Below are 16,586 nucleotides of genomic sequence, written 5' to 3'. Positions count from 1 at the left end.
TGCCATAGACACTTCTTTTATGTAAAATGAGAGGTTATTATCAGCAGACTCTTATAGGTGTAAAGTATGTCCCGGACCGACAGACAATTTCTTCCCCTTAATATAGCAATCTTAACTGTTTCGGATACTCGTACCGAGGCCGATGATATATCCGGAAAGACGCTAGTCGAACGATTAGAAAAATCAGGGCACCAACTCTATGCCAAAGCTATTGTCGCGGATGATATTTATCAGATTCGCGCCACAGTCTCTCAATGGATCGCGGATGATAAAGTGAATGTTATTATCAGCACGGGAGGCACAGGCGTTACCGGCAGAGATGGCACTCCTGAAGCATTTGCGCCACTGCTGGATAAAACTCTGGATGGATTTGGTGAAGTGTTTAGGATGCTATCTTACCAGGATATAAAGACCTCAACCATACAATCCCGGGCTATTGCAGGCGTAGCAAATGCGACTTATATCTTTTGCCTGCCCGGCTCATCCGGTGCCTGTCGTACTGTCTGGGACAGTTTAATTAGTGAACAATTAGACTTTAGAACCAAACCGTGTAATCTTGTACAATTAATGCCCCGTCTATTGGAAAAATAATGCATCCTGTCTTTCTATTATTAAGTGCTATCAGCGCATTGCTTGCTGTTGCCATGGGCGCGTTTGGCGCACATGCTTTAAAAACCGTTTTGTCACCTGAAATGCTCGCAGTATACAAAACTGCAGTGAACTATCAAATGTGGCATGCATTAGGCCTGGGGTTTATCGCCTTATTAAGACAACAAAATCCCGAAGCGCGGCTATTAATTTATGCGGGCTGGTTAATGTTTGCCGGGATCGTCTTATTTTCCGGAAGCTTATATTTACTCAGCTTTTCCGGTGTAAAATGGCTAGGAATGATCACCCCTTTCGGTGGACTCAGCTTTTTAGGTGCCTGGCTATTAGTGGTTATTTTTGCCTTTAAAGCATGCAAGGCTTAGAAACGATAAGCATAATGCCTCGTAATATAGTTCGCAGCAGCACCAAGTATGTAATAATTGCTATGCGCACCTAATTGATAAAGAACATCATGAACAATAGACACACATCAGAAGCAAAGCCTCAAACCATATACCTTAAAGATTATCAAGAACCAAAATATTTAATCGAAACGGTTGATTTAAATTTTATTCTTGAAGCTGAATATACGCGTGTGGTCTCCCGCTTAACGATTACCCACAATCCGGATAATAGTGCTAAGCATGCTGCTCTGGAACTATTAGGTGAAGAGCTAACTTTAATTAGCGTGGCTGTCAATGGCGTGGCTCTGACAGATAGTCAGTACACGCTTACTGATGAATCATTAACGATTATTGATGTCCCACAAAATACAACGTTTACCCTGGCAATAGAAAATACTATTAACCCAAAAGCTAATAGCGCATTAGAGGGCTTATTTGTCTCTAATGATATGTTATGTACCCAATGCGAGGCTCAGGGTTTTCGCAAAATCACCTATTTTCTGGATAGGCCTGATGTGATGGCGCGCTTTACCACGACTTTGATTGCGGATAAAACGCTCTATCCAGTTTTATTGTCCAATGGTAATAAAGTGGCACATGGCGAATTAATTGACAATCGTCACTGGGTTACCTGGGAAGACCCCTTTAAAAAACCTTGCTATTTATTTGCGCTGGTTGCTGGACAACTAGAATGCATTGAAGACCAGTTCACCACCATGAGTGGGCGTAATATTACCCTGCAAATTTTTGTAGAAACGCATGATATGGATAAATGCGCACATGCAATGCAGTCTTTAAAAAATGCCATGCGCTGGGATGAGCAAGTGTACGGGCGTGAATATGATCTAGATTTATACATGATCGTCGCGGTGGGACATTTCAATATGGGAGCCATGGAAAATAAAGGGCTCAACGTATTTAATACCAAATTTGTCCTGGCTCGCCCGGATACCGCTACAGATATGGATTACGAACATATTGAAGGCGTCATCGGACATGAGTATTTTCATAACTGGAGTGGTAACCGCATTACATGCCGTGACTGGTTTCAATTAAGTTTGAAAGAAGGCTTTACGGTATTCCGTGACCAGGAGTTCACAGCGGATCAGACCTCCAGAGCGGTTAAACGTATCGATGATGTGAATGCACTTCGTACCCGCCAATTTGCCGAAGATGCAGGGCCCTTAGCTCACCCGATCCGCCCGGAGGCTTATATAGAAATCAATAATTTCTACACCCTAACGGTGTACGAAAAAGGCGCTGAAGTCGTGCGTATGCTCCGTACTATATTAGGCACAGAGAATTTTCATAAAGGGGCGGATTTATATTTTCAACGGCACGATGGTCAAGCGGTCACTTGTGAGCACTTTGTACAAGCCATGGAAGATGCTAATGCCAGGGATTTGAGTCAGTTCAGGCGCTGGTATGCGCAAGCGGGTACCCCTGAGATTAAAGTTGAGCAAGCCTATGATGCCGATACACAAACATTCAACCTGACTTTGAGTCAGTCTATACCGGGCCAGGAAAACGCTGCAGTATTGCATATCCCGATTAAAGTCGCTCTACTTGCTGCAAATGGCACTGTAATGGATGCTCACTTGTCAGATGTTGCCTCGATGAACAAAGAATTCACCCTTGAGCTTACCCAACAAACCCAGGATTTTGTCTTTGAAAATGTAACGGGTAACCCGGTACTATCAATATTACGTGATTTTTCAGCACCGGTTAAATTGCAAATTTCACGCCCTTTAATTGATCTGGCTTTTTTATTACAACATGATAATGATAGCTTTAACCGCTGGGAAGCAGGACAGCAATTAGTCGCTAGCATCATTTTTGAGTTAATCGAGAATCTTAAGCAAGACAAGAATTTGGCTATTCCTGATATTCTGGTAACTAGCTTTAAAGCCATTTTGGAGCAACCTACAACTGATTTATCCTATTTAGCCTGCCTACTATCTTTACCCGCTGAAACTTATCTGGCGGAACAAATGCTCGTTGTCGATGTCGATGCTATTCACCTTGCACGGCAATTTGTTAAGCGCAGCCTCGCGGAACATTTAAGCGAACAGTTTACGACCCTTTACTTACAGTACAACCAGGGCGAAACAGGAGAGCTGAACTCGGAGGCGATAGGCAAACGTAGAATTAAAAACCTGTGTCTGGATTATTTAACTCAATTAGATTCGGATAATAGTTACCAATTGGCCAATGCTCAATTTGCCAGTGCTAAAACAATGACCGATCAGATTGCCGCCTTAGGCTCAATTGTAAACTCTGAAAACCCACAGAAACAGGCGTATTTAGAACAGTTTTATCAGCAATGGCAAGGTGAAGCTTTGGTTATTGATAAGTGGTTTAGTCTACAGGCTTCAAGCTCACAGCAGGGAACTTTTGATGTCGTCCAGTCCTTATTACACCATGCCGCATTTGATTTAAAAAACCCTAACCGGGTACGTTCTCTGGTAAGCGCATTTAGCCAAGCTAATGCAATTCATTACCATGCTAAAAATGGCCAGGGCTATCAATTTTTAGCCGACCAGGTGATAGCTTTAAATAGTCTTAACCCTCAGGTTGCCTCTCGTATGGTCAGCGCACTAACCCAATGGCGCAAGTTTGATAAACAGCGTCAGGATTTAATGCAACAGCAATTAGAGCGCATTATCAGTAGTGAAAACATCTCCAAAGATGTGTTCGAAATAGCCAGTAAAAGCCTGGCTAAATGATACATTTTTTATAGCGCTGACTTATGAATTTACGCCGCTTAATCTGGAATACCACTTTAATATCCGATAAACAAAGAATCGAGTGGTTTCCAGCGTTTTGGCTAATGCGTATAAAAGTGCTGGATTTATCCCCCGATTGGCGACATATTACAATTCGCCTACCACATAGCTGGATAGCCACAAATATTGGAGGTAGTTTATTTGGCGGGTTTCAGGCCTGTCTTGCCGACCCTATTGCCGCCATGGCCTGTATGAAAATATTTCCTGATTATGCGGTCTGGACGAGGTCTCTCAGCCTGGATTTTAGAGCCCAGGGTTTAACTGACCTGGAATTACGCTTTAGTTTCTCGGCAGAGCAAGAACAGCAAATTCGCACTGATCTGGCCGCAAAAGGCAGAAGTACCCCCGTATTTGAATATGCTTATTATCAGGCTGACGGCTCTTTGTGCACGCTGATACAGACTAAAGTAGCAATCCGCCCAGCGGGTTACAAAAAAGCAGATAAGGCAGCTTGAAGCTAGAAAAATTCGTTGAGCAAGGCTATTCCTGATACCTTATTTTATACCAGGCACGGCCCATTAATTCATGTATCACCAAGGAACTATGTTGCAGTGCTTTTGCGGATGGCAAGAAACTAAAGATGTCTACATCAGCACGCGAGAAAAAACCCGTGGGTGCGGGCAACACTACAAAGCCTTGTAACTCAAACTGTTCCACCGCTCTACGCATATGAAAGGCATGAGTAACCAGGATTATGCGTTGTACACCCTGCCGACTTAAAATTTTTTGCGTATATTGTGCATTTTCAAAGGTATTACGACTTTGAGTCTCTTGCCAGCGGGTTGTTTGATTATATTCATCTCTCAACACTAGCGCCATTAGCTCTGCTTCAGCCGGAAGGTCTTTCTTAAACACCTTGCCACCGCTCACTAATACAGGAAGCTGTGTTTGTTTAGCCAGCAAAGCAGCATAACGCACCCGTGCTAAAGTTCGATCTTTTAGGCTCACTTGCCCCACATATTCGGGCGCCGGACTTCGTAGACCACCGCCTAAAACAACAATAGCTTGTGCCGCGAAAGCTTGCAATGCTTCAACATTAAGAGGCGGATAAATTTCCTGTGTTGCCGCCAGTTTTTTTTCTACAATAGGCAAACTAAGTAATAACAAGCTGGCTAAAGAAAAGCTGATTAATATGACCCCAAGCGAAGGATGCTGCTTAAATAAGCATAAGCCAATAATATTTAATATTATCAAGCTACCCAACGGCAATAATAATGCCTTTATAATATATATAATAAAAATATCCATTGCCGATATATAAATAATTAATTAAACATAGTTAATATGCCTCAAGATTCTAATGTGATCTCACCTTGCCCTTTTTCCAGGGGATATAAGATACCGGTAAGACAGGCATGGTTCTTATTAAAAAGTTTTTATTTCTATCGCCTGGTTTTATCCTTTCTGTTTTTGGCATTGTATTACTCACAGATAGGTCGCTTACTGATTGTGCCGAGTTATAGCCAATTATACTTAGTTAGCAGTTTTACTTATTTATTTGTAAGCCTGGCAGGCTGGTTTTTTATTATTCTGCGCACCCCTAGCTATGCTTCGCAAGCTCAAATGCTGGTATTTACCGATATAGTCTTGATAACCATTATCATGCATGCCTGCGGGGGAATAACCAGTGGTATCGGCGCATTAATGCTCGTCTCTACAGCTGCAGGAGGTTTATTAATCGGCGGTAGATGCGCTATGCTATTCGCTGCTATGGCAAGCTTATTTGTATTTGCAGAGCAATCATACGCCTATAAAGCGGTGGGCTTCAGTTCTGTCTCATATCCCTATGCAGGTGTACTAGGGGCAGGTTTTTTTACCCTCGCTTTACTGTCCTATTTTTTAGCCCAGCGTACCGAGCAAACCGAACGTATTGCAGCGCAACACCAACAAACGATTACTTCACTAGAAGAACTGAATCAATACATTATCCAGAATATGCAATCAGGGATAATCATCACTAACCAGCAACTAGAAATCACACGTTATAATCAAGCATGCCCTAGATTACTGGGTCTAGATAGATTACCAGCAACACTAACTGAAATTTCTCTTCCGCTAGCAAATGCATTTACACACTGGCTAAGACACCCGAATATAAGTTTTATTCGTTTATCTACAAGGGAGTTAATTGATTTACAGGTAAACTTTACCTCTTTACCAACTCGGCATATGCTTTTTTATATGATTACTCTGGAAGATCAGGTGGCTTATAATCAGCGTGTACAGCAGAGTAAGCTTGCTTCTTTGGGGCAGTTAACGGCTAATATTGCACACGAAATTCGTAACCCTCTGGGAGCCATTAGTCATGCAGGGCAACTGTTAGCAGAATGTCCGCACCTCTCCTCTCAGGAAAAGCGCTTAACTGAAATCATTCAAACTCATAGTTTAAGAATGAATAGCATCATTGAGGAAATTTTACAGCTATCACACAAAGATAATTCCAAGGTGGAGCGCATTCACCTTGCTAGCTGGTTAAAAGCCTATTTGCTGAAATTTAAATCAGAACACATCAAGCATAACAAGCATTTTTCTCTCTCTGTTGATGCGGGTGTTCAAGATACATTATTTGATCCCAATCATTTAACGCAAATATTAAATAATCTTTGTGAAAACGCACTAAAATACAGTGATGTGTCTAATCAACCGATACGGCTCAAAGTGAGTACTTATTTTAATCAACCGACTATCAAAGTCATTGATTATGGGCCAGGTGTACCTGAAGCATCAGTGAAGAATTTATTTGAACCTTTTTTCACCAGCTCTAGCACAGGCACCGGTCTGGGTTTATACATTTCTCGTGGACTCGCTGAATTAAACAAGGGCGTTCTAAGCTACCATAGTTTAAAAAATGAGCAGGGTTGTTATTTTAGACTTTGTATGATGAATGCAGAACAGAAAATAATTCAGTTATGAAAAATGCTCTCGCTTTAATTATTGATGATGAAACGGATATCCTTGAGTTGCTGGAAATCACGCTTAACCGCATGGATATTGATACCTGCACAGCAGAAAATATTCATCAGGCACAGACCTTATTAAAAGAAAATACCTTTAATATTTGTATCACCGATATGCGCCTGCCTGATGGCGATGGCCTAGATCTACTACAGGCCATGCAGCAATCTCACCCCGATTTGCCTGTTATCGTTGTCACTGCCCACGGTAATGCCGATATCGCAGTTAAAGCAATGAAGCTGGGGGCCTTTGATTTTTTATCTAAACCCGTTGACATTAAAGGCTTAAGGCAATTAGTCAGTAATGCATTAAAAACCTATTTTTTACCTGAACAAGATAGACGATCCCGAGATACCTTATTAGGTGAATCAGAAATTATGTGCGCTATTCGTGCAAAAATTAACAAAATTGCACGCAGCCAGGCACCCGTTTATATTACCGGCGAGTCTGGTTCAGGTAAGGAACTCGTTGCGCGTTTAATACACAACCAAAGCTCACGGTATGAACAGCCTTTTATCGCTGTAAATTGCGGTGCCATCCCTGATGAACTACTCGAAAGTGAGTTTTTTGGCCATAAAAAAGGCAGTTTTACAGGTGCAATAGCTGATAAAAAGGGGCTATTTGATGCGGCCAAGGGAGGCACCTTGTTTCTCGATGAAGTCGCTGATTTACCTTTGGTTCTGCAAGTCAAGCTACTCCGGGCGATACAGGAAAAGAAAATCCGTCCTATTGGGAGCGCCTATGAAGAAAGTGTCGATGTACGCTTACTGAGTGCAACACACCAGGATTTGGGCCAACTGGTTCAAGAAGGTAAATTCAGGCAAGACTTATTTTACCGTATCAATGTCATCGAGCTAACGGTTCCTACGCTAAGAAGTCGTTATGAGGATATACCGCAATTATGCACTCATTTTTTAAACAAAATCTGCATTAATAATCACCTGCCTAGGGCAAAATTATCTACTGATGCCATTAAAGCACTAAAACGTTATGCTTTCCCAGGCAATGTAAGAGAGCTGGAAAATATTCTCGAAAGAGCCATGGCATTATACGAAGGCGATGAAATTACCGAGCAGGATTTAGACCTGAACACTACTCCGCCACTACCCTATGAGGCAGAGAGTTATAACCCTGCGCAAGGTTCTTTAGAAGAATATTTACAGGATATTGAAAAACAAGCGATTAGTGAAGCTTTGGAACAAAACAAGTGGAACCGCACGGCAACGGCAAAGCAACTGGGTATGAGTTTTAGATCATTACGCTATCGCCTAAAGAAATTAGACCTGGATATATAAATTCATACCCTCTTGCACTCACTCCACTTAGCCTGCTGGCAGCGATTGGTACAAGCGGTATTTTTGGGTGATAACCCGCCGCATATATTGCACTTTTTTTAATAAATCAGGCCGGCGACCCTGTACTCCCATTTCAGCTTCCTGCAACACGATTAACGCCTCCTGATAACGTCCTAAAGCCTGCAATGCATCAGCCTGCATCATAAAATACTGAAACGCACGCCCATATCTTGCTATGGCTTTCTTAATGGTTGTTAAAGCCTGCTGATGCATCCCATTAAGCATCTGAATGGTATATAGTTGCTGGATATATTGTCTTTTATATTTTGTCGCTACATAGCGACTTTTCAGAACAGCGTGCAACCAGCTAATGACTTCGTGAGTATGTGGCTGGCAATAACTCTGCCTGCTGATAATACATTGTCCGGCAGCTTGAAAAATAGTTAAAGACCAGGGACTTAATGGCTGATGTAAAATTAAATCCACTACATGCTTGCTAGATAAGCTTTGCTTTAATTGCTGATCCTGTATATTTGCGATTATTTCAGGCGGCGTAGTCAAAATAGTCATGACCAGAAAGGCCACTTCATCAGGATTTAGCTCGGCTGCTTTAAAGTAATGTGGGTAAGCAAGCAGGGGGTTATTGTCTGTTTTAAACAGCACCTCCGCATATAAATATTGACTGATCGCTGAATTAGGATGATTGATACCGATACTGGTAAAAATATTTCGTTCACTCGACCAATAGCTTGCTCTTAAAAAAGTTGCATAGACTAGCCCGGCAATTAAAACGACACTCATAGCCAACAATGCATAGCGTTTGATGAAACTGTTCTGACGATGCTTAAATAAATATTCAAAGCTGTTGATGAAAATATATCCGAGCAGAATAATAAAACCTATGCTCGGTAAATAATTCCGGTGTTCATACACCAACTCCAGCGGTAGAAAAGAGGATTCCATGCTATGCCCTACCAGGTACCATAGTACAGCAAAGGTAAACACTGGCAGTCTATTACGTACTAGAAATGCGATGATTAACATCATGACCCAGGCTATAACTGAAACTATAGTTGATACTGGCTGCAGCCAACCATGACTCACCGCTATATCATCATGGAACAGGCCCATATTGGTGATATCTGGGATAAATATCAGGTATAGGTAAAACCACAGTACGCGTGCTTCTGTCCACAACCGCTCCGATAAAGAAAAAGGCCTTCCCTCGTAACTAGCAATAAGATTACCTGGAGAAACAAAATAATAAATAAGCACCAGACAGATAGGAAGCACGACTAATAAAAAGTAAAATACTAACAACCCCCACTTTTGTTTAGCTGCAAAATTTTCGCGCTTAAATAAACTAAATTCTATCACTGCTGCATAACAACTGACTAATGCAGCATTTTCTTTACTTAACAGGCCTAAGATCGTTCCGCCAACGACCCCAATACACATCAAAATTAGCCCACGAGCGTAGTGATACTGGAATATCTTGCGACCATAGATAAACACGCACAAGCCTAATAAAACCGAGATTGCCGCCATGCTGGTCATACGCTGAACAACATAGGCTACTGTGCTCACTTGCAAAGGATGTAAAACCCAAAGACTGGTGATCAGGAAAATCGTTAAAGCGACTTGAATTCTGGGGAAATGATTGGGGAATTTAAGTAGCGGCCATAGTGATACTAGCAGGTACAAAACCAGGCCGCTATTAACTATAAGTACCCATGCAAAATTAATTTAACCTTTTATGCAAACTCTACTTTGTAATTCTTTCCAATATTAGACAGCACCTTAAATAATTCTTCCTGAAGAGAGGCATAGGATTCATAAGCTGAAAAAGGAAGCCATTCGTATTTTATTTTACGCCATATAATCTCGATAATATTTAACTCGGGTGAGTATGGCGGTATACGGTAAATGGATAGGTTTTTTTCTTTCCACCTTTCAAGGTTTTCATTAAATTCATTACTCGTATGAGTCGATGCATTATCAATAATAAGAGTTGTTGGTTTTTTAATCTGTTTAGCAAATTCATCAATACAAGCCACAACAACCGAAGTGTTTACACTCCCTTCAAAAACAAAAGAATCAAACCTGCAATCTCTGTTAACAAAACCTAATACATTAAGACGCTTGCTGTTTGAGCTTGGTATTTCAATCGTCTCACCTGACTGTTGCCAAGCATAAGGAACACAGGGTTCTAGTGTAAACCCCGACTCATCAAAGTAGCACAAATCAAGTTCATTCTCTTTATGTTGTTGTATTAATTCTTTTATTTCATCGGTTGCCAAATCAAATTTATCTTGATTACGCTTTATCCTTAAGGATTTTCTAACTCGTTTCCAAACAAGATCAGCTTGTTTACAAATACGTTTTATAGTATCAATGCTAACTGAAATGCCTAGATCTTCTTCAAATTTTGCTAGTACTGATTTTAATGATCTAGGAGATTTTTCAACTCTCTGGACTAAGCTTATTTGTTGTTTTTCAGTTAAAATACCTCGCCGTCCTCTTCCCTGACAGTCAACCAATCCATCGATTCCATTCTTTTCCCAGTTAGAAAACCAAGTGGAAACAGTTTGGCGGCATACGTTATAAATAGAACAAATCATGGGAACAGAATGCTCTTTGAAACTTAATAAAATAGCATGAGCTCGACTTCTACTTAAATGAAGTGGATGGTTTTTATGCATCACATTTAAAGCAGTAATTTCTTCTGGGAGTAGGTGTTTTATATAGAGCACAAACATTTAGAGTCAGCAAAATAATTGTTTATTATGACACCTTTTTTCGTTAAATTAATTTTGCGTAAGTACTTATGTATCAGTAGGTTAGTTAATTTAAAGGGCAAAGTATCATTGAAACCACCCGCCATATAGTGGTTAATACCAAATGAAAGTGCGGGTACAACTCGTTTTAATATGCCGCTTTCATTAGATAGCAAAGCTTGTTGCAGTGAAGCATAAGATAAATCATGTATGGCAACGAGAGGATTTTCTACAATATTTTGAATATCATCAAAAATCAGCGGCCCATGTAAACTAGGCCAGTAAGCAATAACAAGCAGTATTGTAATAGTACTCCAGACCAGAAATAACAATTTACCCTGATTATTGTCAAATGCATTCCAGCCACGGGTCATTTAAAGCTCCAAATAATTCTGTAGTGATGTTGAATAATGAATGTCTAGTCTGAAAAGTGTTAATCAGCGAGCAAAAACAACCCACTAAGCGACTGTATATTATAATAATAGCGCAATAATTGGGTATCTAGGGTATTATAGAGCATATTATTTTAATATCTGGCAGCTTTTTATTATGCTCTGCCTTGCTACACTCATCGTATACCCCAACTGAGTGATATAACTCAGTTGACGCACACACTATAAGTAGGAACGCTTAATGACCTCCGAAGTATCATCACTTCCAAAATTTTCTGATTTAAACCTGATAGACCCACTATTTAAAGCACTGGATGAAGTGGGCTATGAAACCCCCTCTCCGATTCAGGCACAAACCATTCCCTTAATTCTGGAAGGTAAAGATGTACTCGGCCAGGCACAAACAGGGACCGGTAAAACAGCCGCTTTTGCCTTGCCTTTATTATCAAAATTAGATCTGCAGCAAAAGGATCCGCAAGTTCTGGTTTTAGCGCCTACTCGTGAATTAGCGATACAGGTTGCCGAAGCCTTTCAAACATATGCTAAATTTATTAAAGGATTTCATGTAGCACCGATTTATGGCGGACAGGATTATTCAGGACAGCTACGCATGCTGAGACGCGGCGCGCATGTTGTTGTGGGCACGCCAGGTCGGGTGATGGACCATATGCGCAAAGGCACGCTAAAGCTCAATAACTTAACGTGTCTGGTTTTAGATGAAGCAGATGAAATGCTACGCATGGGCTTTATTGATGATGTTGAATGGGTATTAGAGCAATTACCCGAGCAGCGCCAGATTGCCTTGTTTTCTGCCACCATGCCAACCGCTATTCGACGCATAGCAAATAATTATCTGCGTGATCCTGAACACGTTACTATTAAGGTTAAAACGACGACGGCTGAAACCATTCATCAGCGTTACTGGACCGTCAGTGGTATGCATAAGCTGGATGCTTTAACGCGTATCCTGGAAGCTGAAACATTCGACGGCATGATCATTTTTGTGCGTACCAAAAATTCTACGCTTGAACTAGCCGAAAAATTAGAAGCACGCGGCTTTTCTGCTGCTGCCATTAATGGTGATTTAGCGCAAAATCAGCGCGAAAAAACTATTGCTAAATTAAAAAATGGCCAGCTGGATATTTTGGTTGCTACGGATGTCGCCGCGCGTGGATTAGACGTGCAACGTATCAGTCATGTCATTAACTACGATATTCCTTACGATACTGAAGCCTATGTACATCGTATTGGCCGTACGGGTCGTGCTGGCAGAACCGGAGATGCAATATTATTTGTAGCACCCCGTGAAAAGCGCATGCTAAGTGCAATTGAACGTGCCACCAAGCAACGCATTGAATTGATGGAAATGCCATCGACTGAGATGATTAATGACAAGCGCGTTAATCGTTTTAAGCAGAAAATTACCGATACCCTAGCTAACGAAGAACTAGAGTTTTACACTAAAATTATTGAGCAGTACGAAACTGAACACGATATTCCTGCCAATGAAATTGCTGCTGCGCTAGCAAAACTAGTACAGGGTGATGAGCCCTTATTATTGAAAAAACCGGCTAAAACCAAAGAGCGCTCTGATAGAGGTAAAGATCGTGATAGAAGCGCAGTAAAACGTAAAGGCGGTTCTGCATTACAAACCAGTATGCAGCGCTATCGTATTGAAGTAGGTAAAGAGCATGGAGCTAAGCCCGGTAATATAGTCGGTGCAATCGCCAATGAAGCAGGATTGAATGGTAAAGAAATCGGCCAGATTGATATGCATGATGACTTTAGCATAGTTGACTTGCCGAAAGGTATGCCAGCGGAGGTTTTTCAGGGCTTACAGGCAACACGCGTAGCGGGACAAAAATTAAGTATTGCACCAGTTAAAGATGGTGAGGTACCTAGACAAAACAAAGACTCGCGTAGAAGTGGTGAAAAAACGGATAAGAAACCACGCAGAAATCCACGTAAAAATAAACCTTCTTAGGGGAGTATGCACGAAATAATTTAGTCAACCTGGAAGCAGAATCTTTAGTCCCGCATCGAAATGGAAGGACTAAGGTAACGCGCAATAAATAACCCACCCATATTGCGTAGGATTTTTGTTTGTCTTCAAGGCGTAGAAATAGGAGCATAGCTAGCTACGTAACTATTTCTACAACGCAGAAGATGGACAAAAAGACCAGCAAGGTGGGTGGGTTATTTATTGCGAGTTGCCTAAGGACCCTGCTTCCATTGCTTGTTGTAGATTTTATTTCCTGCGTAGAGCGGACTTTAGTCCGCTTGTTTCGGTGTGGTTACCCTTGACCCTAGAAAAATCAGTTGCTCACGTTTTCTAGCACAAGCTCTTGATTCCACCGCACTTCCAAAAAATTCTCGCTTAACCTACGGGTGAATCTAAAATTTTTTGAAAGTGTTTTATTCATTCAATATCTTGCACTATAAATTCGCGCTCAACTGATTTTTCTAGGTTGTCCCGCTCTATATAGCTCTAAATGCATGAAAGTACTACACTTAACATAGAGAAGCATCATGTTTTCCCTAGATAATATTCCCTCTGTACTACACGATACTGCAAATCTGCATATTCAGCATTTCACTGATGCTCTAACACGAATAAACCAGGACCTACCTGAAAATCAGCAAGTCATCGCCACACTGCCTAGCGTGTTTTGTTACAGTGAATTTGTCGCGCAGACCTGCGCCCGCCAACCCAACTTCTTGCTAGATTTAATAAATAGTGGCGATTTATTAAATGCTGAAATACGCGGCGATTATAAAAATCGGCTTTACAGCTTCACTATTCAGAATGACGTGGCGCTCATGAAAGCTCTGCGTCAATTCCGTAATAAACACATGCTACGCATCGCCTGGCGTGATTTAGCCGGCTGGTCTGAACTGGATGAAACGCTACTGGATTTAACCGCACTGGCTGAAAGCTGCATACAATTTACGCTAGACTATTTATATCAACATGCCTGTCATAAATTCGGCACCCCTGTTCTATCAGATGGTAGCGAACAACAGCTCATCATTTTAGGCATGGGGAAACTAGGAGCCTGGGAACTCAATTATTCTTCAGATATAGATTTAATTTTTGCCTATCAACAAGATGGTGTACTGGCAGATCGTAAAGAGACTAGTTACGGTGAGTTTTTTAGCCGTATTTGTCGGCAATTAGTAAAAATTCTCGATGAAATAACTGCGGATGGTTTTGTCTTCAGAACGGATATACGCTTACGTCCGTTTGGGGATAGCGGTCCAGTGATTATGACATTTGAAGGTCTGGAGCAATATTACCAGACGCAGGCGCGTGAATGGGAGCGCTATGCGATGGTTAAAGCCCGTCCCGTTGCGGGTAATAAGCAGGGTGGTGAGCAATTTATGGCGATGATCAAGCCTTTTATCTATCGTCGATATCTGGATTTCAGCGCCTTTGAAGAATTACGTTCGTTGAAGCAACAGATTACTCAGGAGCTACAACGTAAAGACCGCATGGATAATATCAAGCTTGGTCCCGGCGGCATACGTGAGATTGAATTTATCGGCCAGGCGTTTCAATTAATACGCGGTGGACAAGATAGCGCATTACAGCAGCGAAGTATCCAACCTATTCTTGCCCTGCTAGGCGAAAAAAGACTGATCTCCGTCAATGATAGTCAGCACTTAATCAGTGCTTATCGTTATCTACGCCGAGTCGAAAATCATATTCAGGAATTCCAGGATAAACAAACTCACGAATTACCTAAAACAGAACTTGAGCAGACTATTTTAGCGTTTTCTCTTGGCTATGTAGACTGGGAGAGCTTCAAAGCTGAACTGGATGCAGTACGCACACAAGTGCAAAATGTATTTGTCGAAGTCTTTTCAATGCAGGAAGTGGATGCTCCGCCCAAAAGTAGTGAACAAATCTGGATGGGCCGCGCTGATGATGAAGCTAGTTTGAATCAACTAGCAGATCTAGGTTATCGTAAACCCGAACAAATTTTAACCCGGCTGTTGCAACTTAAAGCTAACCCAACGATTAAACGCTTAAGTCGTAAAGGGGCAAATACGCTGGATAAGTTGATGCCACAAATTCTGGATATGCTAGCTAAAGATCAAAACGCCTATGCGACCTTACAGCGACTATGTGCATTATTTGAAGCCATGGCGGGACGTAATGTGTATTTATCATTATTGGTTGAAAATGAGCACGCCTTACAGCAATTAATTACCCTCACCGCAGCGAGCCCATGGATTGGTGAATATTTATCTCAATATCCCTCCCTGTTTGATGAATTACTAGATACACGTTCACTCTACGAGCCTTTGGATAAAGCAGCACTGGAACAACAATTAAGCACACAAATTGCAAAAATTGACGCTGGCGATATAGAACAGCTCATGATTGCTCTACGTAACTTCAAGCAAATCAATGTGCTGCGTGTTGCTGCTGCGGATATTATGGGCGCAGTACCATTAATGGTAGTGAGTGATGAACTCAGTTATATCGCTGAAGTTATTTTGCAACAGGCGGTCAAAATTGCCTGGACCATTCTGACTGAAAAACACGGCCTGCCACCCGGTGCCAGTGTACAGAACATGCATTTTGGTATCGTGGGTTTTGGGAAATTAGGTGGTATAGAGCTGAGTTATAGCTCTGACCTGGATTTAGTCTTTATTCATGATTATCAGGATAGTAACGCGCTGACCGATGGACCAAAACAAATCACTAGCGCTAAGTTTTATGCCAACTTAGGTCAACGCGTACGCAGCTTACTCAACACCCAGATGTTATCCGGCATGGCGTATGAAATTGATATGCGGCTGCGCCCGAATGGCGAGTCTGGATTATTAGTCACGCAACTAAATAGCTACGAGCAGTACCTGCAAAAAGAAGCCTGGACCTGGGAGCACCAGGCACTAGTGCGCGGACGTTATATTACCGGAGATACAGGGACCGAAGCTAAATATCAAGCTATTCGCAATAGCGTGTTAACTGTAGCGCGAAACCAGGTGGATTTAAAACAGGAAGTCAGGGAAATGCGCGAGAAAATGCGTGACTCACTGGATAGTAGCAATCTACAAACCTTTAACTTAAAGCAGGGCAAAGGTGGCATTACCGATATAGAATTTATAGTGCAATACTATGTATTGGCTTATTCGGAAAAACACCCCGAACTAACGCAATTTACCGATAATATGCGCTTATTAGATACCCTTGCAGAACAGCAATTACTCTCTGAAGAATATGTGAGTACCCTAAAAAAAGCCTATTGTATCTTCCGTGACCGGGGGCACAAAGAAGCCCTGCAGGGCAATAAAGCCTTAATCGCACAAGACGAGCTAGTAGTCATTCGCCAGCAGATTGCTGATATCTGGCAAGTAATAATGACCTAGGAGCCTAAGT

Annotated in this window: 12 protein-coding genes; 8 read left to right on the top strand and 4 right to left on the bottom strand. The window is 41.6% G+C overall.

Annotation, left to right across the window (positions count from 1 at the left end):
* Positions 1-66: 66 nt before the first annotated feature.
* From moaB to ACQY3F_RS22335, 4 genes are all read left to right on the top strand, one after another.
* Positions 67-591 (top strand): molybdenum cofactor biosynthesis protein B, encoded by a 525-nt coding sequence (gene moaB / locus ACQY3F_RS22350; RefSeq protein WP_428357339.1) that lies wholly within the window; start codon positions 67-69, stop codon positions 589-591.
* Positions 591-971, top strand: a complete 381-nt coding sequence (locus tag ACQY3F_RS22345; protein ID WP_428357338.1) for a DUF423 domain-containing protein — start codon at positions 591-593, stop codon at positions 969-971. The genes moaB and ACQY3F_RS22345 overlap by 1 nt, the downstream gene beginning before the upstream one ends.
* A gap of 89 nt (positions 972-1,060) precedes the next feature.
* Positions 1,061-3,718 carry an aminopeptidase N gene (pepN, locus tag ACQY3F_RS22340; RefSeq protein WP_428357337.1) on the top strand — a complete coding sequence of 886 codons (2,658 nt, stop codon included), beginning with the start codon at positions 1,061-1,063 and terminating at the stop codon, positions 3,716-3,718.
* Between the two features lie 23 nt (positions 3,719-3,741).
* Complete coding sequence (locus ACQY3F_RS22335; protein ID WP_428357335.1) at positions 3,742-4,233, top strand: PaaI family thioesterase; 492 nt, start codon at positions 3,742-3,744, stop codon at positions 4,231-4,233.
* Between the two features lie 25 nt (positions 4,234-4,258).
* Here the strand turns inward: ACQY3F_RS22335 and ACQY3F_RS22330 are convergent, their stop codons facing one another.
* Positions 4,259-4,972 (bottom strand): YdcF family protein, encoded by a 714-nt coding sequence (locus tag ACQY3F_RS22330; protein ID WP_428357333.1) that lies wholly within the window; start codon positions 4,970-4,972, stop codon positions 4,259-4,261.
* A 255-nt stretch (positions 4,973-5,227) separates the two neighbouring features.
* On the opposite strand from ACQY3F_RS22330, the gene ACQY3F_RS22325 reads away from it, so the two are divergent.
* Entirely contained in the window at positions 5,228-6,691 is a 1,464-nt protein-coding gene (locus ACQY3F_RS22325; protein ID WP_428357331.1) for a sensor histidine kinase, read from the top strand.
* Positions 6,688-8,028 (top strand): sigma-54-dependent transcriptional regulator, encoded by a 1,341-nt coding sequence (locus tag ACQY3F_RS22320; protein WP_428357330.1) that lies wholly within the window; start codon positions 6,688-6,690, stop codon positions 8,026-8,028. The genes ACQY3F_RS22325 and ACQY3F_RS22320 overlap by 4 nt, the downstream gene beginning before the upstream one ends.
* Before the next feature lie 27 nt (positions 8,029-8,055).
* On the opposite strand, the gene ACQY3F_RS22315 is transcribed toward ACQY3F_RS22320, so the two are convergent.
* From ACQY3F_RS22315 to ACQY3F_RS22305, 3 genes are all read right to left on the bottom strand, one after another.
* On the bottom strand, positions 8,056-9,621 hold the full coding sequence (locus tag ACQY3F_RS22315; protein WP_428357328.1) for a tetratricopeptide repeat protein: 1,566 nt from the start codon (positions 9,619-9,621) through the stop codon (positions 8,056-8,058).
* 161 nt (positions 9,622-9,782) lie between these two features.
* Positions 9,783-10,787 carry an IS630 family transposase gene (locus ACQY3F_RS22310; RefSeq protein WP_428353111.1) on the bottom strand — a complete coding sequence of 335 codons (1,005 nt, stop codon included), beginning with the start codon at positions 10,785-10,787 and terminating at the stop codon, positions 9,783-9,785.
* A complete protein-coding gene (locus ACQY3F_RS22305; RefSeq protein ID WP_428357326.1) occupies positions 10,769-11,179 on the bottom strand; it encodes a hypothetical protein in 411 nt (136 codons plus the stop codon). Before ACQY3F_RS22305 ends, ACQY3F_RS22310 begins: the two co-directional genes overlap by 19 nt.
* 259 nt (positions 11,180-11,438) lie before the next feature.
* On the opposite strand from ACQY3F_RS22305, the gene ACQY3F_RS22300 reads away from it, so the two are divergent.
* Together ACQY3F_RS22300 and glnE are read left to right on the top strand one after the other, a co-directional pair.
* A complete protein-coding gene (locus ACQY3F_RS22300) occupies positions 11,439-13,181 on the top strand; it encodes a DEAD/DEAH box helicase (protein ID WP_428357325.1) in 1,743 nt (580 codons plus the stop codon).
* A 545-nt stretch (positions 13,182-13,726) separates the two neighbouring features.
* A complete protein-coding gene (gene glnE, locus ACQY3F_RS22295; RefSeq protein WP_428357323.1) occupies positions 13,727-16,576 on the top strand; it encodes a bifunctional [glutamate--ammonia ligase]-adenylyl-L-tyrosine phosphorylase/[glutamate--ammonia-ligase] adenylyltransferase in 2,850 nt (949 codons plus the stop codon).
* The last annotated feature ends 10 nt before the right edge of the window (positions 16,577-16,586 follow it).

The organism is Methyloprofundus sp. (assembly GCF_965251085.1).
In the GTDB taxonomy this organism is placed as follows: domain Bacteria; phylum Pseudomonadota; class Gammaproteobacteria; order Methylococcales; family Methylomonadaceae; genus Methyloprofundus.
Note: the sequence above shows the minus strand (reverse complement) of the source record. Positions and strands in the feature narration are given on the sequence as shown.

Excerpts from the sequence above, each read along its gene's own strand:
- moaB (WP_428357339.1), top strand. The coding sequence starts at position 67 with ATGTCCCGGACCGACAGACAATTTCTTCCCCTTAATATAGCAATCTTA.
- ACQY3F_RS22345 (WP_428357338.1), top strand. The coding sequence starts at position 591 with ATGCATCCTGTCTTTCTATTATTAAGTGCTATCAGCGCATTGCTTGCT.
- pepN (WP_428357337.1), top strand. The coding sequence starts at position 1,061 with ATGAACAATAGACACACATCAGAAGCAAAGCCTCAAACCATATACCTT.
- ACQY3F_RS22335 (WP_428357335.1), top strand. The coding sequence starts at position 3,742 with ATGAATTTACGCCGCTTAATCTGGAATACCACTTTAATATCCGATAAA.
- ACQY3F_RS22320 (WP_428357330.1), top strand. The coding sequence starts at position 6,688 with ATGAAAAATGCTCTCGCTTTAATTATTGATGATGAAACGGATATCCTT.
- ACQY3F_RS22310 (WP_428353111.1), bottom strand. The coding sequence starts at position 10,787 with ATGTTTGTGCTCTATATAAAACACCTACTCCCAGAAGAAATTACTGCT.
- ACQY3F_RS22305 (WP_428357326.1), bottom strand. The coding sequence starts at position 11,179 with ATGACCCGTGGCTGGAATGCATTTGACAATAATCAGGGTAAATTGTTA.
- ACQY3F_RS22300 (WP_428357325.1), top strand. The coding sequence starts at position 11,439 with ATGACCTCCGAAGTATCATCACTTCCAAAATTTTCTGATTTAAACCTG.
- glnE (WP_428357323.1), top strand. The coding sequence starts at position 13,727 with ATGTTTTCCCTAGATAATATTCCCTCTGTACTACACGATACTGCAAAT.